Raw genomic sequence first — 23,590 nt, forward strand, 5'->3', positions numbered from 1 at the left:
GCGTTCTTCTTGTGCAAGTAGTTACAAAACCCTTTCTCCCCGGTAACCCCGGGGAATTTTGTGTGAAGGGAAAGAATTATACCGATTCAAAAAATGTTTACGACAGATACCCCACCCGCCCTATCGGGCACCCTCCCCGATTTCGGGGAGGGCTGGGGACAAATTGGTATTAACCCTTACAAAACCTTCCAATCCTTGAGGTATCTTTGTGCTTCTGGGTAGAGGGAACTATTTTGAGGTATTTTTTCTGCTAGGGCGATCGCCTCTGCAATCAGTCCATTTTCTGCCAATTTTTTTGCCCGCTCTAATCGACATTCTTGCAGCAAGTCGAAAATTTGAGTATCTGTATTATTCGTATTCAGTTCTGCTTCCGATTTTTGCAGACATTCTGCGTATCTACCTTCGTCTTTCAAGCTTCTAATCTGATCGGATACCTTGGGTACAAATTGCATATAGGCAAACACACCCCCAATTATCGCTACTATGGCAGCGATCGCCATGGATAATATTGGTATAGACTTGGAGGGGTTGACAGGTGTCGCAACCTGTGAATTTTGCCCTTGATAACTAGCTGGCTCTGAAAATTTCCCCGGATAATTAGCCTCAGCAGGTGTTGGGGAAATATTTTGTTCCTGGGGATGGGCAAACTCAATTGTCGCAGAGGGAACCTGAAGGATAGTTTCTGGTAGAGTACGTGGTTGTGGGGGTGATTCCTCCAGAGTTGAGGGGAGGGTAGGTTCTGGGGGGGAAACCAGAAAACTAGGGGGTAAGGTTTCACCTTCTATGATGTCGGGGGATGATTCGAGTTCGACTAGAGGTATTTTCTGAGAATTTAATGCTTCTATTTGGTTTTCCTGATTGATAAAAGTTTCTGCTTCTACACTCTCTCCCTGTTTAGTTAGGGATTGGGAAACACTTTCATCTAAGGTAATACCACTATTCCGGACGGCTATTTGCAGGGCATAGGTTAAATCTACTACAGAAGCAAATCGTTGCTCCGGTTCCTTTTGCAGACAACGCATGACAACTGCTTCAATTTCTGGAGAGATATTTTCACAACCAGGTTGCGATCGCAGTGGTGTTGGTGACTCCGCAGTATGCGCCCAAATCCATGATGCTTCACTGACATGACGCGCATTCACACTAAACCCAAAGGGATCGGCGTGGCTTAACATTTCGTAAAGAATAATCCCTAAACTGTAGATATCTGCACGTCCGTCTAAGTCGCGATCGCCCCGTAATTGCTCTGGTGCTGCATAACGAAATGTCCCCAAAAATGCCCCAGTTAAATTGGTGGTTTCGTTGGAATCGTTGCGTATTTTAGCAATTCCAAAATCCAAAATCTTAACTAATTCACCTAAATAGGTGGGAACCAAAATAATATTATCTGGTTTTAAATCCCGGTGGACAACCTGTATATGCTCAGATGCTGTGGCTCCATCCCGTTGTAGTGTGACTCCTGCGTGGGCTAATTGTAAACCTCGACAGGCTTGAATAATAATTCCTACGGCTCGATTAATCGATAAACGTCCTTCCCGCATCATTAAGTGTCGTAATGTCTCACCTCGCAGGTATTCCATTACATAGAAAGGGTGTCCATCTTCACCAATGCCATAGTCAGATACCTTGACTATATTGTCACTTTGCAGGGCAGCACAAACCGCCACCTCTCGCTCGAATCGCCTCCGAATATCTCCGTACTCAATGAGTGTACCTTTTAACAGTTTTAAAGCGACTTGTTGCCCAAGACGGGTATCCATTGCCAAGTAAACATCACCCATCCCACCACCACCTAAGCGTTGATCTAAGCGGTAGCGTTGATGTTCACCAATATATCGACCAATCCAGGGATCAGAGTTAGGGTAGGAGTTCATCGGGTGGAACCCATGCGGTATGTTAAACGTGAGAATTAGGACAAATCAATTATAGAGGGGGAAGGAAGAAGGGGAAAGGGTGAAAGGGTGGAAGAATTGGTTTGATGTTGTTCCTGCGAATATGTCAGGTGCTAATCTACTCTCACATCTATTTCAAATAACCTCTCAAAAATGATTCACCTATAGAGTCAAGCAAGGTGCTATCTGCTCTAGCCTCTACTTGTAGGATATTAGAATTTACTTTCTTTGCCTTTGAGGTAACATTAAGACTAGATTTTCAGGGGAGGAACAAATATGACTCCAATATCGAACGGTCAAGTCTCCATAATTCGCACTGAGCGTGGGTTGACAATTGCCGGAACTCGTATCACTCTATATGACGTGATGGATCATCTTAAAGCTCAATACCCACCAAAGTTTATTCGTGATGCTTTCAATCTTACAGATAGTCAGCTCCATGCCGCCCTCTCCTATATTGAAGCGTATCGAGCAGAAGTAGAAGCCGAGTATCAGGAAATCTTGAAAGCTGCCGCAGAAACCCAACAATATTGGGAACAGAAGAATCGCGATCGCTTTGCTCGGATTGCCGCGACTCCTCCTCGTCCCGGATATGAAGCGGTTCGAGCTAAACTTCAGGAACGAAGAGAGCAACGGTTAGCCAAAAAATAATGATTATTCTGGCTGATTACAATTTGAATCGTCAGGCAATTCTGATGGCTGGAAGTCTTGTCGCTGGGGGGTGGTTAGATATTACTCCAATTCGGTTGACGACATTTGAAGACATTGGTTTACCCGCAGACAGTAACGATCGAGAGGTTTGGAGATTTGCTCAAACCCATGGGATGCTTTTACTTACGGCAAATCGGAATGCCAAGGGAGAAGATTCGTTGGAACAAGTGATGCGTGAAGAAAACCAGCCAACTTCATTTCCGATCATTACAATTGCTAGCTCGGATCGCGTTAATGAATCTGACTATCGAGAACGTTGTGTTGAAAGGCTTGTAGAAATTGTGATCGATATCCAAGACTATATGGGGGCAGGTCGGTTGTTTATTCCGTAAGATGTTCTAGTAGTTAATCACGTCTTGGTATTTCCCGATTTTTTCTCTAACGGTTCGAGTGGAATGTCAGATGTGAATTCTAGTGATAAATTTCCCTACCTTATAGATGCTTTCAACAGTTGCAGACGAGATTTTAATTCTGGGGAGGGTAAATAGTTGGTGCGGGTTGCCCATAGTACTCGTTCCCACCCGTCAGGTAATTCTAATCTATCTTTGAGGCTGTCAATCACTGCTCTGTTCCCATAGGTTTGGAGAAATTCTTGACAGTAAGCCAGCCAATCGGTGGCAGAGGTGCGACCAATTGTATCTAAAATAAATACCAGCAAGTCGTCAGCATGGCGATCGCAACTGGAAAGATGGGCTTCGTGTTGAGTTTCAAAGTCGATTAAACAAGCCCGTTGACTTTCTGTATCATAGAGTACGTTGGCGAGGTGGGGATCGCCATGGGACCAATAGTCTGCTAGTTGGGGACAATATATACTGTGAGCGCGACGAAATTCCCTTGCCGCAGCTTGGAACATTGGTAGGGTGAGGGTTCCCTGGTTGTGGTGTTGTAGTAAACTTTGCCCTGGTAATGCTTCCACCCAAAATCCGCGATCGCCAACTACTTGGGTTTGGACTTCTGTATAGAGTAATTGACAACAATGCATCTCCCATTCCACCCATTGGCAACAATTGGGAAACATGATAATCCTGCTGCGGGAGAGACGCAAAAAGATATTACCACACCAAATTATGCCATCCATCCAGGGACGACGTTGTTTATGCCAAATGACTTTTCCGGCTGTTTCCTGACGGGTGACAACATTTATCCGGACTGCATCGATTATAGATGCCAGGAAAAATTCGAGTTGTGAACTTTTAGCGGGCAACAAGGAAAATCCCCAATGTGATACAAAAAACACCAATTAACTCCCGTGGGCTGATAGTATCTCGGAGTATCAACCAGGCAGAAAGGCAAATTAAGACATAGCGCAGGGCAGAGATAGAACTAGCTGTCAGTAAGGGCTGTTTAGATACAACTACCATCCATAATACTGCGGAAGCGCCCCAGGAAATCCAAGCTGACCAACCCCAGAAGGAAATGGCACTTAACCACAAATGCTTGGCGTTGGGGGATTCACTCTCACCTACCGCTAATTTTAGGGCAACGTGACCATAGACACTAGTAGCGAAAAACAGACACCAAATCAAGACTGACTGTAAGGAGTTTAGGATATTTGACATAAAATCACCTCACGGGGGCAGTTCCATCTTAGGGGTAAGGTATCTCCCATGCCACGGCTAACTAGTAAATGTACTTGGTTTTGGGTAAAGCGTAATCCATTCCAGGTATAGAACCAAGCACCGGGATAGAGGCGATCGCCTGATTTGCCGAATACCCACTGACAACCATGTAAATGTCCAGCAAATACCAGTTTGTATCCCTGGGATATGGCTTGGGGAAAGATTACCGGGTTATGGGCACAGAGAATTGATATTGTATTTGGAGCAGTTTGCGTATTTTTACTGAGGGAACCGTGAATTTCTACAGCTTTATGGTTGCCAGAGATGGTGATACGGGAATTTGTCAACCAGTTACCACCCCCTGCCAAAACCGCTTGCCGTACCCGACTTACCCCCACCCATTGATCGTGATTTCCGGGAATTGCCCACACAGGAGCGATGGTACTCACCTGCTGCACACAATCTTGGAGTTGAGCAAATCCGGGGGGTATATCTACTAAGTCACCACCGAGGAGAACAAAGTCAGGTGTAGTTTTTTTGACTGCGGCAATGAGTTGGGCGATCGCCCTGGGTGAGCGTTGCCAACCTAAGTGTAAATCACTGGCAAATAGTAACTTGACAACAGTACCTATCCCGAAATCTACTGACTCTTGACGAATTAATAGGGGTTGATTCGTACCAATTTCCAGGCGGGAATAGGGTTTTTCTGTCTCCAGAATTAACTCACGATACTGGTGCTGCCACCTGCTGTAACTTTTCATACCATAGTACTACCGCCAAACATCCCAAGCACCAAGAGCGAATAAATCCCTGCCCACAAAAACCGCCAAAAATCATCACCGCAGCCAGTACCATTACCACTTTCATTGCTGCCAAGGTTCCCCCCGCTTTCTTGGTTAATTTCCGACTTTCACGGAAAGGGTGGGGATAACCATCAATGGCAATGGGAAATAAAAACACCATTTGCACTTCTACTGCATAGAAGGCGGGGATACACAATAGGATGAGAGGATATAAATGTGTTGTCCAGAAGATGAAAATAACGGACAGTGCCACAATCGAAGCCAAGGTATATTTAATCACTCCCAGAGCTTGTAAATTATGGTGTGCCGGAATGGGTGTAACTCCCCGTAATTCTAACAGGGCGATCGCCATCCATTCTCCCCCACTAGTAAAACCCCTGCGCCAAGCATCCTGTGCCATGACTGCTAACTGAGACATGGGTGAATCATACATCGCCCGTGCTTCTTGCAGTAATTTCCTTGCTGAAATATTCCTAGACATGCATACCCCTAGAAACAAAACACCAGTCTACCCACGCTAACCATGCCAAGGTATTACCAAATACAAGTAACCTATGCATTAGGGTTTCCCATGGCTGACAGTGGCGATGAAACATGAACTCATCGTAGCAAATGAGTACTGCCATATATAACACCACCACAATTACAGGAATCAAATATTGCATCGGTTGTGTACTCAGGGATGCCGCAGACATGAAAATAAATAGGGGAACACCCCCCGCTAGAGCCAAAAATTCATATTTGCGTTCCTTCTTCCCAATCATCCGCAAACCCCGACGATGGTATATCCAGTCAACTACACCCCCAATCGTTGCCACAATTCCACAGATGGCGATCGCCCAGAATTGCCAGGGATAGGCGGAAATATTATGTAACCAGGAGAACTGCGGGTGATTCCACAAGAGGGCAAGCCCAAGGTAAAATGCGACACCTGGTATAAATAGGACAATCAGGCTTTTCATAATCCTGGCTGAAAAATAACTACATTATTATGCCAAAATTACGGATTTAAAGGGGAGTCTGGGAAAGTTATCAATATGGGTGACTATAAAAGATATAAAGGTAAGCCGAGAACTTGGGATTGAGATATTAAAATAAAGTTAGCAAAGCGAGGATTTATTTACGCTGTAAACTGAAAGATTTTCGATGCGGTGATGTCATTTTTATCTTTTATATCAGTTGACTAATATTCACAGCAACATTTTTAAATTCATTGAAATGAGCGATTTCAAACCAGTTTTTCACTGGCTGGTTTAGCCCAAAGTAATTAAAAAACAATGAAAATACAGTTTAAGATTCGTAGTTACGGGGAGAGAGCAACTACGAATGAAAGCTTTATAAATGAATTACAGATCAGTCTGAGTTTCAGGAGCAACAACAATCCCTTCCTCACCTTCTCTTTTAATCGCAATCAAATCTCTAAAAGTACAAACTTTAACACCTATATAATCGCTAGCTTTTTGTAATTCACGTTCAAAAGTTGTCAAGTCACTTCCATAGCCACAGCGTTGGGCTGCAATTTCAATACCTTCGTTACCATTCGCTCTGGCACAATCAATTAAATCCGTACCTTGAAGAGGTGCTGTAGATTCCATAAGTTTGAATGCCTCCCAAGCTTTATAAGTAAAGGTTGTCTTCATGTATAAGATTGTAGAAAAAAACTTCTCACGACTACTCCATCTACAGGGGTAAAAACTAATGACTTGAATTAAACCCTGTGATTTTGGTAATCCTGGAAATATTTTTCATACCAATTCATCAAAGGCGTTGCGCTAATACCATGTAATATCACCGAGAGAACAAGGATGATATAGGTAATCCAAGCAATTCGCTCGCCAATTTCTCCGCCTAAACCTTCACCAAAAGCATAGGATAAATAATATAAAGAGCCAGCTCCACGAATACCAAACCAACCAAATAGTAGGCGTTTTGCTGGATGATAACGTTCCCCGATAGTACTTAGCCAAGCACCTACAGGACGGATGATAAATAATAATAACATACCTACCAAAAGAGCCTCTCCCGCATGTTTCCATAGGGGGTTAAGGCGCAAAAGCGAACCTAATAACAGAATTGCTCCTACCTCCATTAATTTCTCAATTCTCTCAGTGAATTCTATTTGTGAGAGTCGCTTTTCTGTTTCTAAGTGGCTCTGATTTATTACTATCCCGGCAATAAAAACAGCCAAGAATCCGTAGCCATTTACCAACTCTGTGAGAGAATAAGTCAGCAAAATTGTGCCGAGAGCAGTAAAGTCTTTCATTAGAGCATCTACAGGTCGGTATTGCTGCAATTTTCGGTCAATCCAAGATACTGCTTTGGCAACCAAGATTCCCATAATAATTCCCGCAGCGATCGCCCACAGTAAGTCTACCGCTACCCACTGTTTAAACCAGTTTTGCCAGTTGCTATCTTTCAACAAATACAACCCAAAGTAGACAAAGGGAAAAGCTAGTGCATCATTTAAACCAGCTTCAGAAGTTAAGCCAAATCGCAATTCATCTCGATCTTCTATATCAGAAATTTGGACTTCACTAGCTAAAACTGGATCGGTTGGGGCTAGAATTGCTCCCAGTAAAATCGCTGCTCCCCAATTAAAACCTAAAAACCAATGGGCTACCACAGCTAAGCCAAAGATAGAAATGGGCATTAAAAAGCCAATCAAGCGCACCGTGGAATCCCAAGCCCAGATTTTGAGTGGGCGATTCATTTTCAAACCGCAACTAAACAAAGATACAATCACAACAAATTCAGTCAGTCGCTCTAAAAATGCAGCTTGGGGGCGTATTTGAATCAGATTGAACCCATAGGGACCTAATAATATTCCTACCACTAGATAAATCAGAGAATAGGTTAGAGGCAAACGTGCAATCCAACCGGAACCTAATGTGATAAAAAGTAAGAGAAGACCAATAACCAGTAAATTGAGAATATAGATATCCACAGGCAAAAATCAGCTAGAGAACATCACTCAATCTATACTCATTACATTTAACAATAAATCTTCTGATAGCTAGATTTTTGAAGTTTCTCTGGAGGAATCTTGAGGTAATAATTTTTGTCATCCTTCCCCAAAATTTAGAAAAGTAATGGGAAATGAGGAAATTATCTTTACTGATGGTGAATTTATAGACTTGCGAGATTGCAGCCTGGGTAGAGAAATTCATCTATGAGCTTGCAATATTTTCTTTATACAAAAATAATCAACAAATCATTCTTTTAGCAATTGCTTCACCAGCTTTTACTTTTATCTCTAAGTTCATGGCAGAATCTTGAATCAAATCATCATCAAATTGAATAATTCCTGGTTCAAATAGGAGGATAATTGTGGAGCCACCAAAACGAAAGTAACCTTTTTCTTGCCCCTGGATGACAGTACCGGGTGCGAAGGTTTGTTTAATAGTACCAATACAAAAAGCACCAATTTCTATATAAATGATTTCTCCAAATTGTTGGGAGATAAATTTAGTGATAGCACGTTGATTTTGACAAAATAAATCTGGTACTTTTGCGAGGGCAATGGGATTGACGGAATGATATTTACCGGGGATATATTGGGTAGGGTAGGCAATACCATCATCAGGGAAATGGAAGCGATGATAATCGGGTGGTGCGAGACGAATTATCAATGCTGAACCCTGAAGATATTGCTTGGCAGTTATGGGGGAAGATAATAAAGTGGCGAGAAATTTGTGTGTTCCTTTTATTGGTAGCAAGGTTTCTGCTGCTAATTTAGGAAATACGAGAATTTTCCCATCCGCAGGAGCGGGTAAAATACCTGAATTCCGAGGAAAACAGCGACTACCGGGCTTGAGTTTGCGAGCAAAAAAAGCGTTAAAATTAGGATATGCTTCTGGTTGTAATTCTGCTTCTGAGAGATTAATTTGATATTCTGAGGCAAATTTTAAGATTTTTTTTCTACTTCCTGGTCTATCTTGCCATTTACTATGTAACCAGCAGATAAAATAATTATTCAAAGTATAGTTAAATATGCGCCATCCTAGGGGATTTTCATAGAACCACCGTAAACCCGCTTCTAGGAAAACTGCCTCTGTAACTAGCTTTCCAGTCTGGCGATCGCGGTAACGTAGTTCGATTCTTTCCTCAGTCATCTTCTTGATTATTTATGGGAGATTTTGCCAAACATAAATTCCCCCAATTCCTAATCCTCCTCCTAAAGCAATCCCATACCATATCCCTGATAACTTCTGAATTTTCACGTTTGCTACCATCAGCATAGCTAATAATAAATAAATGATTTGGAGTAATAATTTCATCCAAAACAGAGGAATCGCAAAATTAGCTAAAAAAACAATGGGGATAACTAAAGCTGTAGAGGTGATTGGTAAACCAGTAAAATATTGTTTATCTTTGTCTGCAACCAAACCGACAGCATTAAAAAATGCCAATCTTAAAGCACTTGCGATTAAATAAATCAGCAAAATTCCCAGGGATAAATTATCTTGTAAACCGAAAAAATAAGCGAAGATAACTGGAGTCAATCCAAAGGCACAAATATCAACTAAACTATCTAATTGTTTACCAATGTTAGCTTGTAATTCCGTACGCTGAATTTTTCTGGCAATTAATCCATCCAAAATATCAGTTAAACCTGCACCTATCAACAAAATCATTGCAAAATCAAAATCTGTTTGTACAGATGCAATCACCGCAAAAAAACTGCAAACTAATCCCGTGATACTCACTAAGTTAGGAATATCTAACTGTTGCAACATTAACGTCTGTCGGGAAAAGAGAGATTCTGAAGGATTCGCCACAATTTCTGACAAATTCCCCTCAGGGAAATCATTTCTTCCTTCCAATTGATTCGTGATGATATGATTTTGCACCGATAATTTTCACGTCATGACATTCGCCATCAAAATATCATATTTTGGATGCATAAAAAATCTCCCTGCTCCATTTCCCCTTACCTAAACATAATTCACCTCTCCCAATAACATTTCCTGAGTTGCACCAGTTGCACTGGGTAGATTACCAGGTGTATGATTTTGTCGCCAATAGGCTAAAACTGCAAAGGCGATCGCCTCTTTGAAATCTGCATTTAAACCCACCTCATCGGTGGTATTTACAGGTATATTCTCGAACAATATTTCTAAGCGTTTTCTCAGATACAAATTCCGACTTCCTCCACCAGCTAACAAGACTCGCTGAGGCATTTGCGGCAAGAATGTACGGTAACTGTGGACAATGGAAGCAGCTGTTAATTCTGTTAAAGTTGCCAGAAAATCGGCAGCACTCAAATTATAAGGTTCCGCATCTTTTATACACCCATCTAGATACTCTACCCCAAATAATTCCCGTCCCGTAGACTTAGGTGGTGGTTGTAAAAAATAATCATGCTCCAACCATTGTCTCACTAATTCCTGGCAAGGTGTCCCACTGGCTGCCCATTCCCCATTTTGATCATAGGTTTTTGCCCCCTGGCTCAAACGGTGTATAGCTAAATCTAGTAAACTATTTCCAGGTCCAGTATCCCAACCACGAATCTTTTCTAACCAATCTCCCTGACGTGGGGGCATATACGCAACATTACCGATACCACCAATATTTTGAATACATCTTGATTCTTGAGGATGACTTAGCAAAGCCGCATCAATACGAGGTACAAGGGGCGCACCCTCTCCCCCCGCAGCAATATCTGCTACCCGAAAGTTACTGACTGTGGTGATACCTGTTTTCTGGGCAATCAATACCCCCCGACCCAGTTGTAAACTGTAAGCTAGGGTATAAGCGCCTGGAGGTTGTGCCGTAAATCCCCTAGGACGGTGGTATACTGTCTGACCATGGGAACCAATTAATTCTGCTTGCGGGTGTCCCTGTTGAATAGCCATTGCTGCTTGGGCAAAACAGGTGGCGATCGCATCATCTAATTCTGCTAATTCTGCCATAGAAAGAGTCGCACCACCGCACACAGCCAGAATTTTATCTCTCAATTCTGGGGGATAGGGGTAGGTTTTTCCCGCAACTAATTGCACCTGTAAATCTAAATTTTCCCCAGCAATGTCAACTAAAGCTGCATCAATGCCATCAACGGAAGTACCACTAATTAAACCAATAGTCAAAGACATAAAATTATTCTTAACTTTTTGATAGCAATCATCCCAGAGATGAGGATATTAACAAATTAGCAAATAATCACACTCCTAGGGGTTTCATACTAATTCCCCAAAATAAAGCTACACATAGACAACAGGGAGCAGGGGGAGAATTATCTGTCGCCGAAATTTAGAGAAATGATATCACATCCGTTATCTGTACCCTTATCCAGGGAAGATGATAACGAAAAATAGCGATAATTCGTGAATTACCGCTATCGCAATGGTTATATAAAAAAATATTGACAAAAATAGCCAATTATGGATATTGAATCAAACCCTACCAGCTAAATTCATTAATTGCTTGATATTAACCAGGTGTAATATTTGGTTTGTCTCATCAACCCGAACCCAACCTTTCTCATCTAACTTTTCGATGATTTTGCTAGTTTCTTCTACACCAATCTCGGTGACATCGGCTAAATCTTTGTAGGGAATGTTGAATATCTCTTTACCCTGGGCTGAATCCTGACCGTAACTTTCACCCAAGGTTACCAAGGTATGAGCTAATTTTACAGCTGGAGGTGAAGACCGCATTTGCAAACGTAAATTTGCATGACGCAAACGTCTGACCATTAATTGCAACATCCGATGATGTAATTGCGGGTCTTTAAAGAGAATTTGAACAAATCTTTCCCTAGAGATACTTAATAATTTTACAGGTGAAAGGGCTATGACATCAGTAGAACGAGGTGATTCGTCTAAAATTGCCATTTCTCCAAAAAAATCACCTTTACCGAGAATTGCTAAAGCCACAGAGTCTTCACCCACTGTACGTCTGACCTTAACCCACCCGGATACAACAAAGTATACAGCGTTACCCCAAGCGTCTTCCATCAGTACAGCACGTCCTGCCGGATACTCGTGTTCAACTGCGACAGTCATCAGCCATTCTAGAGTTTCGGGATTGGCTGTACTCATCAAAGGAAAACGTTCGTTAAAAACCTCTGTCAGCATGAAATGTCTGAGTATAAATTAAGTATATGGTTCCAATCGGGTTTGCAGTTAGATAATTGCAGAACCTGGATGATTGAAGATTATTAATCAGTAATTATAGCTAGTGAGCAGTTCTTTATATAACATACATTGACCGTCACTACTAAACCCATTTGGTCTAGAGTTTTATTAGAGCATAGTCAAACAGCGATCGCCTTCAGAGGTTTTACCGAAAACTGCTAGAGTTGTTTTGCATTCAAGAAATAGGATAATTGATTTCTGGAAATTGCCTAGGAAAAAGATAAGATTTGCACGCTTTATCCAGGAAAGTAATGATTATTTACAAATCTGTCTCGGCGAGTTTTTTTATCTGATAGTCTAAATTAGTCAAGAGTTGATTGAGTACCGCAAAGGTTTCTTGCTGGCTACTACTCGCCTGTTGACGATTTAATCGTAGTCTTTCTTGTAACTCGTGTAATTTATAGTTGAGTTGCTGGGATATGCTCAAAGCATCACGACTCAAGCGTGCTAGTTGTTGCTGCTGATAAAACTTGAGTGCTGCGCCCCGCAAAACTTGTAGGGTGGCTTCTTCGCCATACATTCCTACCATAACTCGCAGACGCAGCAATAAGCGATCCTGTTCGTACAAACACTCTTTCTCTATTTGTTTTGGTTCGGCGATCGTTGTCATTGGCAAAGAACCAAATCGTTTTAACTCGTTGAGAACACCCTGGAATACCGACAGGGGAACCTCTTCTAAAACTGATTGTAATACTCCATTCTCACTCCAAAGAATTCGACCAGAATAGGGTCGCCTTTCGAGATATAATCGCCCAATTCCCCCCACTAGAACCCTTCCTAGTAACTCTTCTAGGAGTTTTCTCGGCGGTAAATTCAAAAGTACTTCCGTTGGGCTAAACTGTTCACGGTGAAGGATGGGCAGAATTGTTAAATTATTTAGGGTTGCTGCTTCGTTAATTTGCTGCTGATTTTTCTCAGAATGATTTTTCGCCGTGACTCTGTGAGCGTTTTGCTGTTCCGGTGGAGGTAAAGGAATTTGAGTTGGGGAAGTATAAAGTTTTGTTTTATCTTCGGGTTCTTCTATTGACACAAAATTCTTTTCAGGTAAAGAGGTTTGGGCAGTGGGAGAATTTTGCTCAAGTTCTGCATTCACAGATGCAGGCGTTTCTACAACTGCGCCATCATTATAGTGTGGACTTTGATCATCTGCTGAGTCCAAAGAAGAATTTTCTTCTGTTTCGAGATTTCCGGGTACGGGTGTTTGTGCAACGACACCAGCACTATCCTTTCTATCCTCTGTACTGGCAGCGTCTGGGAAGTCTGAGGCAGGTTGATTCTTATAATTGAGATATTCTGACAGGATTTGGCGATGGGTTTCTCCACTAATCTCTTCCGTCACCATCGTGCAGTTGATGTAAGAGGATATCCGTTCAACGTACTCTAGTGCTGCTGTATCCTGAAGATTCACAATCCCCAGCACTAATTTGTTGTCTTCGATGACAAAAGGTATGATTTGATGGTACAAGCACGCTTCAAAGGACAAAATACTTTCGATGAGATGAAAGGTTTGTTGTTGATGTACTTTGTCTTCCCAGGTTGATTGGGTGCTGACTAGAGGTGCTTGACTAGCAGCGATGGTATCGGTTGATTTGTCCTCTGAAGACAACATAGGATTGATTGCTTGGTGTTTCCTTCTATCCTATTGTGCCCACTCTGGATGAATTATTAACTATTGCTGCCTTTGTGAAGTGATTTAGTCTATTTTAATCAGATGTAGAAGATCCAGATTATTTTATATTTTTGTAGGAAAAATATTATTTTGGTGGGGAATCCCCCAGCTAGAAGCCGGGAGAGTCTCTATTCCTGGGTTCTGATAGATTGTGCGAGGAGATAGATTTTTGCCCATTCTCCAATTACCTGGTGGCTCTTCAGCTTGAGCGCTTGTGCAATATCTTCTGAGCTTTTCTCGGCTTTACGCAATTCTAGAATTTTGCACTGAATGGGAGTTAATTTGCTATCTAGTATCTCCAATTGACTTTGTGTCAGTCCCAAACTGTGTTCTAAAGAAATTTCTAGCCAGGATTCTACCAATTCTGGTTTATCTTTGATGGCAAAGACGCGCACCGCATGGTAACTAATTTTTTCCCGCAGTCGATAAACTTCTTTAATCGGTTTATTTAACTTTTTGGCGATCGCGTCTTGGGTTTTCCCTTGGAGATACATTCGTAACCACAATACTGCTTCTTCTCCCAGGTTTTCTTCCAGGTAGGTTTCAAACTCTTCTTTGACTGCGTTGCGCAGCGTCTGTTGTTCTTCCTGTTCCTGAGCTTCCTGATAGTCGGCGATCGCCTGGGTATCCACCAAATTCACCCGGTTATCATTGTCATCGCTGAGAATTTCTTCCGATACCAGTCTCACCATGTCCTTAGTTGGGACTTGGGTTAATCCTCCCCTCTGGGTACGTCGCAGATAATTTACGAAACGATACACGAGCAAAGGTTGATTCCGTACAGGTCGTAAACAATACTCTTCTGTTGCGGCAAACAACAGGGCATTATTTAAGCGTGCATCCCTTGTAACTTGGGCAACGAAAGCCATTTGCTGCTGCATATAGTTGTCGTTTTGCAGTAACTCTTGGATAACTTCCTGTAGCACATCTAACACGGAACGCTGGCGATCGCGGCTCAAAGACACCCAAGTTTGGATTTTACACCGCAGGGTTGCCATACTACCCAGACGATTCATCAAGTTGCGGTAAGCAGTCTCTCTACCCTTACCTAAATAACGCTGCTGCAAAATTCGCCAGCGATATTCCATCGCATCTCTGGCAATTTCTAATTCCTTCTTATCTAGCGTCTCGAAGCGGTTAACATCACTCCCCAGAAGCCAACAGACAATACTTTCCCTAGTTGTGACAGTTTGCTCTGGACATTCAGTCTCTAAACGTTTTTGCCAGTACAATTTCAGCTTCTGTGCTTCTGACGATGCCATAGTGAGATTGCGCTCCTCAAAACCCTGTTTTAAAGCTTGCATCACAACCCCCATTTCTCCCACTCAAATTTTTCACTGGCAGCTGCTCCCATCTGCAATAATGTCTATGATGACATCCTATCTGTTCTACTTTTATTACGTTTTAGGCGACTAGTTTTATGCAACAAACTTTAGATCTACATCCTTTTGTTGCTCTGAACAACCACAAATAACTAATTTTCTTGGCTAGCCCACCCATTATTATCATTTCTTTAAGTTTTGTAAATTGATGATTTTCATCTGGACTGCTCCAAGAATTGATTTTGGTAAAACAAATTTGGTGATTTATCTCCATGAGAGCTTGACAGAAAACTTCATCCCTGAGTAAGAATCAGCTTTTGAATCCCTTTAGCTAAGGACGTTGTCTTGCTTTTTTAGTTTCACCCTTTATTATGCATCGAAATAGAAAGCTTTGATAATTTTATACTAGTAATTGCCTAAATCAGTGATTTTGGTAGAAAGAAAGTATAATCCAAGCAATCTTGGCTCATCTAGAACAGGGGCTAAGTAACTTGACTAGTGCTATGGGACAGCCAGTCAGGTAAACTCCACTTCCGTTTAGTTAAAAAATCAGCACCCAAGACTATTTTTAATCAGCAAGCAACAGATAAGCAGTACCCTGAAGGGTTATTTTGCTCCATATAATTACCTATTTCCGAATCAATCCCCAAGCTAGCTTGGCAACAGGAATAGGATTTTGGCGGTTCACATCTCGGTTTAATAGTTGCTATATTCAATATAATTACAACTAATACTCCTAATGGAGGTGTTTTAGCAATATGCCAAATCCCTCCATCTCGAATTGGTTGCGAGTAGAGTCGGAGAAGTTGCTAGTTCCCAGACTGAGAATATTGTGAATGCGAAGTAGCTGTTATCAGCTTTCCCATCACAGAACAAATAAAAAAATCGTGTCTTTCCTTGTTAATCCTCAACCACATTCCAGCTAGCTAGGGACTGATTTAAAAGCTATTCGACCTACGAACGATGGGATTTTCCACTGATTGTCGGTATTGTTCTACTTGCTCAGTGTAGGCAATCGGTAAAACCGCTTCCACGTTTTCATGGGGACGGGGAATAATTACCCATGACTCTAAAGTCCCGCCATGACAGCTTTCTGCGGCTTCTACACCAGCTGCCATTGCGGCTTTGACTTCAGATACATCTCCGCGAATATTCACGGTAAAGCGAGCGCTACCAACTCTGATGTAGCCAACGAGGGTGACTCGACCGGCTTTCACCATAGCATCTGCTGCGGCTAGCACAGCAGGAAAACCCTTAGTTTCTAATGCTCCAACTGCCTGTAGTGGCATTAGTTGTCTCCTGTCTCAGTAAATGTGGCGATACCAATTAATTGTACGAATGTTCTTACAAATTTTGAAGAAGTTTAGAAAAACCTAAATGGTTCCGATTTGCTTGTGAAATGGATGGGCAAAATAGTTTCAATATTTTCTGGGGGATTAGGAACAATATAGTAAGTAATAACTTGACCACCGTAGGCAGCTTCACCAGCTGTAATACCTGCTTCTACTGCCCGGTTCACCTCTGCTACGTGTCCTCGGACAACGACTAACAGACGACCACTTTCTGCTATCCCATAATAAACTATTGCGACCTCAGCAGATTTGACCATGGCATCTGCTGCTGCTAATACAGCAGGAAAACCCAAGGTTTCAATTACTCCAACCGCCATTGGCATGGCATCAATCTCCCACAGTGAAAGCAGACGTATTAATCATTCTACGCGGGTTGGGGACATTCTTAGCAACAATTGGGAATGGGTGATTTGGTTTGGGATTGGCTGGGGCGATCGCGCGCAATCACCTTACCCCAGATATATATAAAGGTTGTGTGAAAAGTCAGGAACAAAATTTCAACTTCAGGTAGTCTCTCTGGTTATCTTCAGTAAGGATACCGAGAGTAACTTCATCCCGACCGTGGCAACATAGGGGTGAAATATACTTCTGTCTGAAACTTATTGATGGGCGAATTTAATTACTACTGAGTGAATTTACGACTCTAAATGATATTGCTATGAAAACTTATAATTACGAACATCTTACCACTAAACAGAGTCAAATTGTCACTGCTTTGGTGCTAAGTGGTATTTTATCCCTAGGTAGTGGTTTAACATTTATTCGTAGCGCGATCGCTGCACCTGTCCCAGATTTACTAGTCAACACAACCACCGAAGATTTACCCCCATCTGTTGCTAGGGCTGTATTACAAGATATTTCGCGGCGCGAAGGTGTTCTCGCTAGCCAGTTAATGATTTCTGAATACAACCAAACAACCTGGCGTAATGGCTGTTTAGGTGCTGCTCGACCTGGGGAATTTTGTACCCAAGCTCTGGTTCCGGGTTGGCAAGTAGTTGCCACCGATGGTAATCAAGCCTGGACTTACCATACCAATAGTCAAGGACGCTCTGTGCGCTTGGCTAATTCCGTAGAAATTGGCAATAAGCTGCCATCATCGGTACGCAGTGCAGTAGTGCAAGCTGCAACCCGTCGTTTACAAGTTTCCTCCTCCCGATTGCAAATTGCGGAAGCCAAGCAGCGCACCTGGGGTGATAGTTGTTTAGAGCTAGCTAAACCAGAGGAACTGTGTAACGCTGTCAGAGTAGCAGGTTGGCAGGTGGTAGTTAAATCTGATACTGATAGCCTGGTATATCATACTAATCGTTCCGGCTCCCTAGTGAGAGTCAACGAAAAAGCTAGTGAATCGAGCGATAAAAAATTACCTAACCGTATCCGTAAGGGTTTAATCAAATCTGCTTCCCGTCTCACAGGTGTGGATGAAACCATATTTGATATTAGTGATGCCAAAAAGACTCGCGGTGGTTGGCGAGTGACAGTTGTTGGTAACGGGCAAAGGTTAGTTTATGACTTAATTCGTGAATTAACCATGGGTTACAATATCACCTTGGATAAAAAGGCTAGTAAGACGACCTTACCTTTAGATGTTGCCCAGAGAGTATTAATTCAAGCAGAGGAAATCAGTCGCGATCGCCGTGACCTCAAAATCATCAGTTTTCAACGTCAGCAATGGTCAAATGATGGTTGGCAAGTCACCGTGGGTACCAAGGATAAACGTTGGGTCTTCCTCAGTGATAGCCAGGGTAAAAGAATAGAACTAGTAAATAATAATACGCCGCCAGATAATGGTAATTTACCCAATCGTGTAAGTAATGCCGTCTTGCGTGATGCCTCCAATTGGTCTGGAATTTCCACATCTCGCCTGAAAATTACCAAGGCAGAAAAACAAACCTGGAGTAATCCTTGTTTCTTGACCTTCGCCCGCGTCTGTAATAAAGCTTACATCCCCACTCCCGGCTGGATTGTCACCGTCAATAGTGATTCCCAAACCTGGGTATATCGCGTCAACGAAGATGCTTCCGTTGTCTCCTTAGATCGCTCTCCCCAAATGTCCACAACCGCAGCACGGATGATTAAAGTTGATGCTGCTAGACGAGCAAGACAGGAAGGAATGGATTTGGGGAATGAGTTGCGGATTATTGCCCTAGAAGAGAAACCAGACTGGGATAATAGCTGTGGTAATGAGCGTAACTGTAACCGTGGTGAATTTGGCTGGCAAGCAACGGTGTCTAATGGACGCAACAGTTGGGTGTATCGTGTCAAGGATGATGGCTCTGATTATGCCCTAGCTGTGGAGGTAAATCTACCAAAAAATATTGCGAATAGTGTTTTAGCAGATGTAGCAGAAGAAACAGGTAAGCCTGTCAATCAGTTTAGAATTGTCAATGTGGAAAAACGTCAATGGTCTGACAGTTGTCTTGGTGTTAGAAGAATTGATATCCAGTGTGTGCGAGTTCTTACCCCTGGTTGGCAAGTCACCGTTAGCAATGGTAAACAGCGTTGGGTATATCGTGTCGGTGAATCTGGGGCGATCGCTCTGGATGAAGATGCAGGAAATATCAGTATCGATAGCAAAACCAACCCTGTACCAATTCCTAGCAGTGAATTACCCCCTCCCTTAGAAAGTGGTATTGTCTTCCGTCAAATTTCCAGTGGTGGCTTTACCGGCGCAACCTATGAAACAATTCTCCTAGATGATGGACGCTTGATTCGGGTACGCATGGGAGATGCGAATGATTCCGAAAGAACTGTAGGACGGATTTCTTGGCAAAAACTCCAAGAATTTGAGAATTTACTGCAACAAAAGGGTTTTGGTGAATTCTCCAACATGAAATATCCTGCGGATCGAGGTGCTGACTATATCACCTACACCCTGACAAGTCGTGATGGAACTATCCAATATAACGACATTTCTCAGAAAAACCTGCCACCAAACCTGCGATCGCTCGTTTCCGTCTGGAATCTCATGGTTAACGATGTCCAAGCTCAAGGATATTAATCCTTGGAGTCATTGCGTTACTTCATATTCTATTTAGAGAACTCCATATGACCAACACTAATGTTAGGGAGTTCTCTCATAGACACGCTCTCAAGGAAATAGTCTCAAGACTAGAGTTAATCCTTGTGAAGTTAACCTAACCGTAATGCATAGTGATAAAAGTCTTTATCCTGGATATAGCGACGGGATTCATAAAGCTTTTGAGCAGATAAGTTGGAAACTTGAGTTGCCAACACAATCCGAATCGCACCACTTTCCACTGCATATTGTTCCGCAGTATCCATCAGCAGAGTCGCAACACCTTGTCTGCGGTAATCCTCCGCTACAAATAAGTCATTCAAAATCCAGACTCGCTTCATTGACACGGACGAGAAACTGGGATAAAGCTGAGTAAATCCAGTCAATACTTGGTTATCCTCAGCTACAAAAATTACAGAATCCCGATTTTGTAACCGCTCATGCAAAAATTGCTGGCATGACACAACATCGGACTCTTGATTGTAAAATACACGATACCGATCAAACAATCTTGACAAGTCTTCGATATGGTCAGCTTGAGCTAAAAAGCTATTCATTGGGCAATTCTCTAATATTGTCTACACAAAAATCATAAAGCTCCCTTATGTTCAACTGAGGTGCAATTTCTGTCTCAGTCCCGACATACAACCATCATCAACCATCTACAGTAGAAGAGATAAAAACCAATCTCGTCCCCTTCCCTGTTAACCCTGCTCCCAGGAAACATTAATACATTGTGAAAATGTTATCTATCATACTTGCCGTTACAGAAAAACGATGATACTATAGATTCGTGTGTGAGGAGCAAGTGTAAATCAAAGAGCGCTTAGGGTGGAAACAAGGTAACACTCCTGAGCGCTTTTTGTTTTGAGTATTTACAAGATTTAATCCCTAGTAGTCTGGCAAGGCAACTTTGCTGAGTCGATAGTGACAAGAAAAAGCTCTTTCCCCCCTATCCCCCTTGTCTCCCCTGTCTCCCCTGTCCCTTCTCCACCCAGCATTTTTGGGTTGGTGGATTACTAGCCCCCACCTAATCTAACAATTCGGATTCAAAAATATTTTCAAAAAATCATCCTATTGATGGATGACAAACTATTTATCCACACAAAATATTCTTAATCTCCGGGAAAATACGATATTACTTCTGACTTCAATATAGAATTTCCCGAAGTCAAAAATAGTTAGATGGGAAATAACTCATGGAAATTACGGATTGAGATTTGAAACTGGCTTGGTAACATATTACTCAGAGTCAAATACTCAGATATAACTATTGCTATATGACTCAAAATTAAAGCCAAGTCATACCATAGCTGTATCCTAATCATAAATTCGACATAAAAACTTATTTTTTCTTTTCTAACAATCTTATAAATCATGGAATCCCAAAAAACAGCACTTATCCTGATTGGATATCAAAATGATTACTTCTCACCAGATGGTATTCTCTACAAAGTAATTGAAGAATCATCCAAAGTTACAAACGTCGTATCCAACACTGTTTATCTTCTTAAGTGTCTGGAATCATCGTCAGTTCTAATTATCACAACTCCCATATTTTTTACACCTAACTATGAGGAGTTAATCGAACCTGTTGGTATTCTGAAGACTATTAAAGAATCAAATGCTTTTCAAATGGGAACTGAAGGTTCAGAAGCAATAACAGAATTGCGTCCCTTTGAACAAAGAATTATGGAAGTACCTGGAAAAAGAGGTTTTAACGCTTTTATTAATACTAATCTTGATCAAATTCTCAAACAGCGAGGAATCACTGATATTGTCATAGCAGGTGCAGTCACATCTATATGCATTGATTCCACAGGAAGAGCAGCCCACGAAAAAGGCTATCATGTCAAGATACTATCAGATTGTACTTCTGCTCGTACTGTCTTTGAGCAAGACTTTTATTGTGGAACAATTTTCCCTCTTTATGCAGATGTAGTCACACATATGGAATTACTTGAGCGTTTACAGCTACTGGTTTCTGCATAGATATATCTAAAAATTTATCATCTATTTATCATTCTTTGCTTGACAAAAATATTTACTCTACGATAGGTAAACTTTTTATAGAAAGAGTTTATTTGTCGTATTTTTCAGTTACCAACAATCTTTTGTATAAATATTTTGTATTTTCTTATAAAAAAATGAAATATTTATTGCCTTGATTGCAGAGACAATTTAGATTAGTAATATCTCTAGAGAACATGCTTTTAACATATATACTTGAGAGAGGGTAAATAGACACTATTACTAACTCCATTTGTAGATAAGTAAATATCATTTTTCTTTTATCCTAATAAGGTTAAGTCGAAAAATTGTGGCTGAGGTGAAGAAGTAGAAATCCATAAAAGATTGGTAAGATTCGATTCTGTTCCTCAAATCACGCCACATCAATCATCTGTAATTTTTAGGCTGAACAGGATTCTCCTATATTCGATATATCAATCAGACACAATTTGCTGTATGTCTTTGCAGATAAACCAATGCTAGAAAATTCTAGTCTGAAATCTCAGGGAGACAGTAATGCTGTCTATTCTTTATGTTTTGCATACCTACCTCAAACTAATTCTCCTTTATCATCAGACCAGATATTATGAAACCGGAATTTCTAGCTGATAATGAACTACATACACAGATTCAGTATCGTTTAATAGAGCAGATTTCAGAGTCCGAACGACGTTATCGGGAACTTGTGGAGAATCTGCGTGAAATTGTATTTAAATGTGATAAGCATGGAAATATCACCCTTTTAAACAAAGCGTGGACATTAACCTTAGGATACGAGACGAAAGAATGTCTCAATCGTCCAGTCGATGATTATCTTCATGCAGAAGATAGACAAGCTTGGCTGAATTTTTTAGAACAAATACATACAGAGAAAGAAGTATCTTCTAAGGAATTACGATTTCATCATTACAGCACAGAAATTGTTTGGTTAGAATTGTCAGCTCGTTTAGAAGCGCAGGGAGAAATTTCTGGTTCATTAACAAATATTACTGATAGAAAACGAGCGCAAGCTGCCCTAAGGGAAGCCAACGAAGCATTACAAATGCGAATTCAGCAACTCAGGTTTGAAAATCTAGAACGTAGACAAACAGAAGCGACTCTTTTGGAATCAAGAGAAGAGTTAAACAAACAAAAGCAACAATTAGAAGCAACTTTAAAAGAGTTAAAACAAACCCAGGCGAAACTGCTACACGCAGAAAAAATGTCTAGCTTAGGACAATTAATTGCAGGCATTGCCCATGAAATTAATAATCCCATTAACTTTATTTATGGCAATATAACTCATGCCAGTGGATATATAAAGGATTTATTAGAACTGATATATCTCTATCAGCGACATCATTCCCATCCTGTAGATGAAATCAAGGAGAAGATAAGAACAATTGACTTAGATTTTCTACTTAATGACTTGCCCAGTTTATTTTCTTCGATGGAAGTTGGAGTAGAGCGAATTCGTGCAATTGTGCTTTCACTACGTAATTTTTCTCGCCTAGATGAGGCAGAAATTAAAACTGTAGATATTCGTGAAGGTATCGATAGTACCTTAATGATTTTAAAACATCGTTTGAAGGAAGGATACAAACACACTTCCATTCAGATAATTCAGGAGTATTGTGACTTGCCGCATATAGAGTGTTATGCAGGACAATTAAATCAAGTATTTATGAATTTGTTTAGTAATGCAATCGATGCGGTAATTTCTCGTAGTGCCACAGAAGTCAGTCTTAGAGAAATTTCTGATTCAGGAACGACAGAGGAAAAAAGTGGGTTATCTTCCTTCATTCCAACAATTAAAATTTATACTGAAATTCCCCAAGAAGGTTATGTCGGAATTCGGATTATTGACAATGGCACTGGAATGTCAGAAGAAATTAGGAAAAAAATATTTGACCCATTTTTTACTACAAAACCCGTCGGGCAAGGAACAGGTTTAGGGTTGTCCATTAGTTATCAAATAGTTGTAGAAAAACATCGTGGGGTATTGGAATGCTTCTCAGAATTAGGTAAGGGAACAGAGTTTTTAATTCATCTACCAATATCCCTTCCCCAATCAAACACGGCATTTTAATTAGCATTTAAACTCGATTTTTTGCTTTATTTATAAAATTTTAGAAAAAAAG

General features: G+C 41.3%; 22 protein-coding genes. 5 read left to right on the forward strand and 17 right to left on the reverse strand.

The genetic code is table 11. From position 1 onward, the window contains the following. Window positions 1-176 precede the first annotated feature (176 nt). Complete coding sequence (locus IJ00_RS26960) at window positions 177-1,874, reverse strand: serine/threonine-protein kinase (RefSeq protein WP_052754392.1); 1,698 nt, start codon at window positions 1,872-1,874, stop codon at window positions 177-179. A gap of 294 nt (window positions 1,875-2,168) precedes the next feature. On the opposite strand from IJ00_RS26960, the gene IJ00_RS05540 reads away from it, so the two are divergent. Both IJ00_RS05540 and IJ00_RS05545 read left to right on the forward strand, forming a co-directional pair. Then, on the forward strand, window positions 2,169-2,543 hold the full coding sequence (locus IJ00_RS05540; RefSeq protein WP_035150809.1) for a DUF433 domain-containing protein: 375 nt from the start codon (window positions 2,169-2,171) through the stop codon (window positions 2,541-2,543). Further along, window positions 2,543-2,935: a hypothetical protein gene (locus IJ00_RS05545; RefSeq protein ID WP_035150811.1), complete on the forward strand. Its 393-nt coding sequence runs from the start codon at window positions 2,543-2,545 to the stop codon at window positions 2,933-2,935. The genes IJ00_RS05540 and IJ00_RS05545 overlap by 1 nt, the downstream gene beginning before the upstream one ends. A gap of 95 nt (window positions 2,936-3,030) precedes the next feature. Here the strand turns inward: IJ00_RS05545 and IJ00_RS05550 are convergent, their stop codons facing one another. The 15 genes from IJ00_RS05550 to IJ00_RS05620 all read right to left on the reverse strand — a co-directional run bounded on the left by IJ00_RS05550 (window position 3,031) and on the right by IJ00_RS05620 (window position 16,767). Beyond that, window positions 3,031-3,840 carry a phosphotransferase gene (locus tag IJ00_RS05550; RefSeq protein WP_168163425.1) on the reverse strand — a complete coding sequence of 270 codons (810 nt, stop codon included), beginning with the start codon at window positions 3,838-3,840 and terminating at the stop codon, window positions 3,031-3,033. Continuing rightward, complete coding sequence (locus IJ00_RS26965; RefSeq protein WP_052754393.1) at window positions 3,797-4,162, reverse strand: hypothetical protein; 366 nt, start codon at window positions 4,160-4,162, stop codon at window positions 3,797-3,799. The genes IJ00_RS05550 and IJ00_RS26965 overlap by 44 nt, the downstream gene beginning before the upstream one ends. Further along, window positions 4,147-4,923: a metallophosphoesterase gene (locus IJ00_RS05560; protein ID WP_035150813.1), complete on the reverse strand. Its 777-nt coding sequence runs from the start codon at window positions 4,921-4,923 to the stop codon at window positions 4,147-4,149. Before IJ00_RS05560 ends, IJ00_RS26965 begins: the two co-directional genes overlap by 16 nt. Beyond that, window positions 4,886-5,446 (reverse strand): hypothetical protein, encoded by a 561-nt coding sequence (locus IJ00_RS29390; protein ID WP_201782669.1) that lies wholly within the window; start codon window positions 5,444-5,446, stop codon window positions 4,886-4,888. The genes IJ00_RS05560 and IJ00_RS29390 overlap by 38 nt, the downstream gene beginning before the upstream one ends. Further along, window positions 5,439-5,927 (reverse strand): hypothetical protein, encoded by a 489-nt coding sequence (locus IJ00_RS05570; RefSeq protein WP_035150814.1) that lies wholly within the window; start codon window positions 5,925-5,927, stop codon window positions 5,439-5,441. Before IJ00_RS05570 ends, IJ00_RS29390 begins: the two co-directional genes overlap by 8 nt. Before the next feature lie 384 nt (window positions 5,928-6,311). Further along, window positions 6,312-6,560 carry a hypothetical protein gene (locus IJ00_RS05575; protein ID WP_035158486.1) on the reverse strand — a complete coding sequence of 83 codons (249 nt, stop codon included), beginning with the start codon at window positions 6,558-6,560 and terminating at the stop codon, window positions 6,312-6,314. Window positions 6,561-6,673: 113 nt separating this feature from the next. Then, window positions 6,674-7,909 carry a sodium:proton antiporter gene (locus tag IJ00_RS05580; protein ID WP_035150819.1) on the reverse strand — a complete coding sequence of 412 codons (1,236 nt, stop codon included), beginning with the start codon at window positions 7,907-7,909 and terminating at the stop codon, window positions 6,674-6,676. A gap of 259 nt (window positions 7,910-8,168) precedes the next feature. Then, a complete protein-coding gene (locus tag IJ00_RS05585) occupies window positions 8,169-9,077 on the reverse strand; it encodes a phosphatidylserine decarboxylase (protein ID WP_035150821.1) in 909 nt (302 codons plus the stop codon). A 12-nt stretch (window positions 9,078-9,089) separates the two neighbouring features. Then, the gene (locus tag IJ00_RS05590; protein ID WP_035150824.1) at window positions 9,090-9,815 is read right to left on the reverse strand and encodes a phosphatidylcholine/phosphatidylserine synthase; all 726 of its coding nucleotides are present in this window, start codon (window positions 9,813-9,815) and stop codon (window positions 9,090-9,092) included. Between the two features lie 84 nt (window positions 9,816-9,899). Further along, the gene (locus IJ00_RS05595; RefSeq protein WP_035150826.1) at window positions 9,900-11,057 is read right to left on the reverse strand and encodes an anhydro-N-acetylmuramic acid kinase; all 1,158 of its coding nucleotides are present in this window, start codon (window positions 11,055-11,057) and stop codon (window positions 9,900-9,902) included. Between the two features lie 300 nt (window positions 11,058-11,357). Further along, complete coding sequence (locus tag IJ00_RS05600) at window positions 11,358-12,041, reverse strand: Crp/Fnr family transcriptional regulator (protein WP_035150829.1); 684 nt, start codon at window positions 12,039-12,041, stop codon at window positions 11,358-11,360. 319 nt (window positions 12,042-12,360) lie between these two features. Then, window positions 12,361-13,710 carry a hypothetical protein gene (locus IJ00_RS05605; RefSeq protein ID WP_035150832.1) on the reverse strand — a complete coding sequence of 450 codons (1,350 nt, stop codon included), beginning with the start codon at window positions 13,708-13,710 and terminating at the stop codon, window positions 12,361-12,363. A gap of 188 nt (window positions 13,711-13,898) precedes the next feature. Further along, window positions 13,899-15,086, reverse strand: coding sequence for a HetZ-related protein 2 (locus IJ00_RS05610; RefSeq protein ID WP_035150834.1), 1,188 nt, complete (start codon window positions 15,084-15,086; stop codon window positions 13,899-13,901). A 944-nt stretch (window positions 15,087-16,030) separates the two neighbouring features. Then, window positions 16,031-16,381, reverse strand: a complete 351-nt coding sequence (locus tag IJ00_RS05615; RefSeq protein WP_035150838.1) for a carbon dioxide-concentrating mechanism protein CcmK — start codon at window positions 16,379-16,381, stop codon at window positions 16,031-16,033. A 74-nt stretch (window positions 16,382-16,455) separates the two neighbouring features. After that, window positions 16,456-16,767 (reverse strand): carbon dioxide-concentrating mechanism protein CcmK, encoded by a 312-nt coding sequence (locus IJ00_RS05620; protein ID WP_035150841.1) that lies wholly within the window; start codon window positions 16,765-16,767, stop codon window positions 16,456-16,458. 335 nt (window positions 16,768-17,102) lie between these two features. Here IJ00_RS05620 and IJ00_RS26970 point away from each other — a divergent pair, with 335 nt between their 5' ends. Beyond that, window positions 17,103-19,442 carry a hypothetical protein gene (locus IJ00_RS26970; RefSeq protein WP_052754394.1) on the forward strand — a complete coding sequence of 780 codons (2,340 nt, stop codon included), beginning with the start codon at window positions 17,103-17,105 and terminating at the stop codon, window positions 19,440-19,442. A 131-nt stretch (window positions 19,443-19,573) separates the two neighbouring features. Here the strand turns inward: IJ00_RS26970 and IJ00_RS05635 are convergent, their stop codons facing one another. Next, window positions 19,574-20,017 (reverse strand): GNAT family N-acetyltransferase, encoded by a 444-nt coding sequence (locus IJ00_RS05635; RefSeq protein ID WP_035150844.1) that lies wholly within the window; start codon window positions 20,015-20,017, stop codon window positions 19,574-19,576. Between the two features lie 820 nt (window positions 20,018-20,837). Here IJ00_RS05635 and IJ00_RS05640 point away from each other — a divergent pair. Then, a complete protein-coding gene (locus IJ00_RS05640; RefSeq protein ID WP_035150848.1) occupies window positions 20,838-21,452 on the forward strand; it encodes a cysteine hydrolase family protein in 615 nt (204 codons plus the stop codon). A gap of 604 nt (window positions 21,453-22,056) precedes the next feature. Further along, window positions 22,057-23,538: an ATP-binding protein gene (locus IJ00_RS05645; protein WP_035150851.1), complete on the forward strand. Its 1,482-nt coding sequence runs from the start codon at window positions 22,057-22,059 to the stop codon at window positions 23,536-23,538. The last annotated feature ends 52 nt before the right edge of the window (window positions 23,539-23,590 follow it).

This window comes from Calothrix sp. 336/3 (assembly GCF_000734895.2).
Lineage (GTDB): Bacteria > Cyanobacteriota > Cyanobacteriia > Cyanobacteriales > Nostocaceae > 336-3.

Excerpts from the sequence above, each read along its gene's own strand:
- IJ00_RS26965 (WP_052754393.1), bottom strand. The coding sequence starts at position 4,162 with ATGTCAAATATCCTAAACTCCTTACAGTCAGTCTTGATTTGGTGTCTG.
- IJ00_RS05640 (WP_035150848.1), top strand. The coding sequence starts at position 20,838 with ATGGAATCCCAAAAAACAGCACTTATCCTGATTGGATATCAAAATGAT.
- IJ00_RS05600 (WP_035150829.1), bottom strand. The coding sequence starts at position 12,041 with ATGCTGACAGAGGTTTTTAACGAACGTTTTCCTTTGATGAGTACAGCC.
- IJ00_RS29390 (WP_201782669.1), bottom strand. The coding sequence starts at position 5,446 with ATGTCTAGGAATATTTCAGCAAGGAAATTACTGCAAGAAGCACGGGCG.
- IJ00_RS26970 (WP_052754394.1), top strand. The coding sequence starts at position 17,103 with ATGAAAACTTATAATTACGAACATCTTACCACTAAACAGAGTCAAATT.
- IJ00_RS05585 (WP_035150821.1), bottom strand. The coding sequence starts at position 9,077 with ATGACTGAGGAAAGAATCGAACTACGTTACCGCGATCGCCAGACTGGA.
- IJ00_RS05545 (WP_035150811.1), top strand. The coding sequence starts at position 2,543 with ATGATTATTCTGGCTGATTACAATTTGAATCGTCAGGCAATTCTGATG.
- IJ00_RS05635 (WP_035150844.1), bottom strand. The coding sequence starts at position 20,017 with ATGAATAGCTTTTTAGCTCAAGCTGACCATATCGAAGACTTGTCAAGA.
- IJ00_RS05645 (WP_035150851.1), top strand. The coding sequence starts at position 22,057 with ATGAAACCGGAATTTCTAGCTGATAATGAACTACATACACAGATTCAG.
- IJ00_RS05595 (WP_035150826.1), bottom strand. The coding sequence starts at position 11,057 with ATGTCTTTGACTATTGGTTTAATTAGTGGTACTTCCGTTGATGGCATT.
- IJ00_RS05610 (WP_035150834.1), bottom strand. The coding sequence starts at position 15,086 with ATGGGGGTTGTGATGCAAGCTTTAAAACAGGGTTTTGAGGAGCGCAAT.
- IJ00_RS05615 (WP_035150838.1), bottom strand. The coding sequence starts at position 16,381 with ATGCCACTACAGGCAGTTGGAGCATTAGAAACTAAGGGTTTTCCTGCT.
- IJ00_RS05570 (WP_035150814.1), bottom strand. The coding sequence starts at position 5,927 with ATGAAAAGCCTGATTGTCCTATTTATACCAGGTGTCGCATTTTACCTT.
- IJ00_RS26960 (WP_052754392.1), bottom strand. The coding sequence starts at position 1,874 with ATGAACTCCTACCCTAACTCTGATCCCTGGATTGGTCGATATATTGGT.
- IJ00_RS05560 (WP_035150813.1), bottom strand. The coding sequence starts at position 4,923 with ATGAAAAGTTACAGCAGGTGGCAGCACCAGTATCGTGAGTTAATTCTG.
- IJ00_RS05605 (WP_035150832.1), bottom strand. The coding sequence starts at position 13,710 with ATGTTGTCTTCAGAGGACAAATCAACCGATACCATCGCTGCTAGTCAA.
- IJ00_RS05575 (WP_035158486.1), bottom strand. The coding sequence starts at position 6,560 with ATGGAATCTACAGCACCTCTTCAAGGTACGGATTTAATTGATTGTGCC.
- IJ00_RS05620 (WP_035150841.1), bottom strand. The coding sequence starts at position 16,767 with ATGCCAATGGCGGTTGGAGTAATTGAAACCTTGGGTTTTCCTGCTGTA.
- IJ00_RS05540 (WP_035150809.1), top strand. The coding sequence starts at position 2,169 with ATGACTCCAATATCGAACGGTCAAGTCTCCATAATTCGCACTGAGCGT.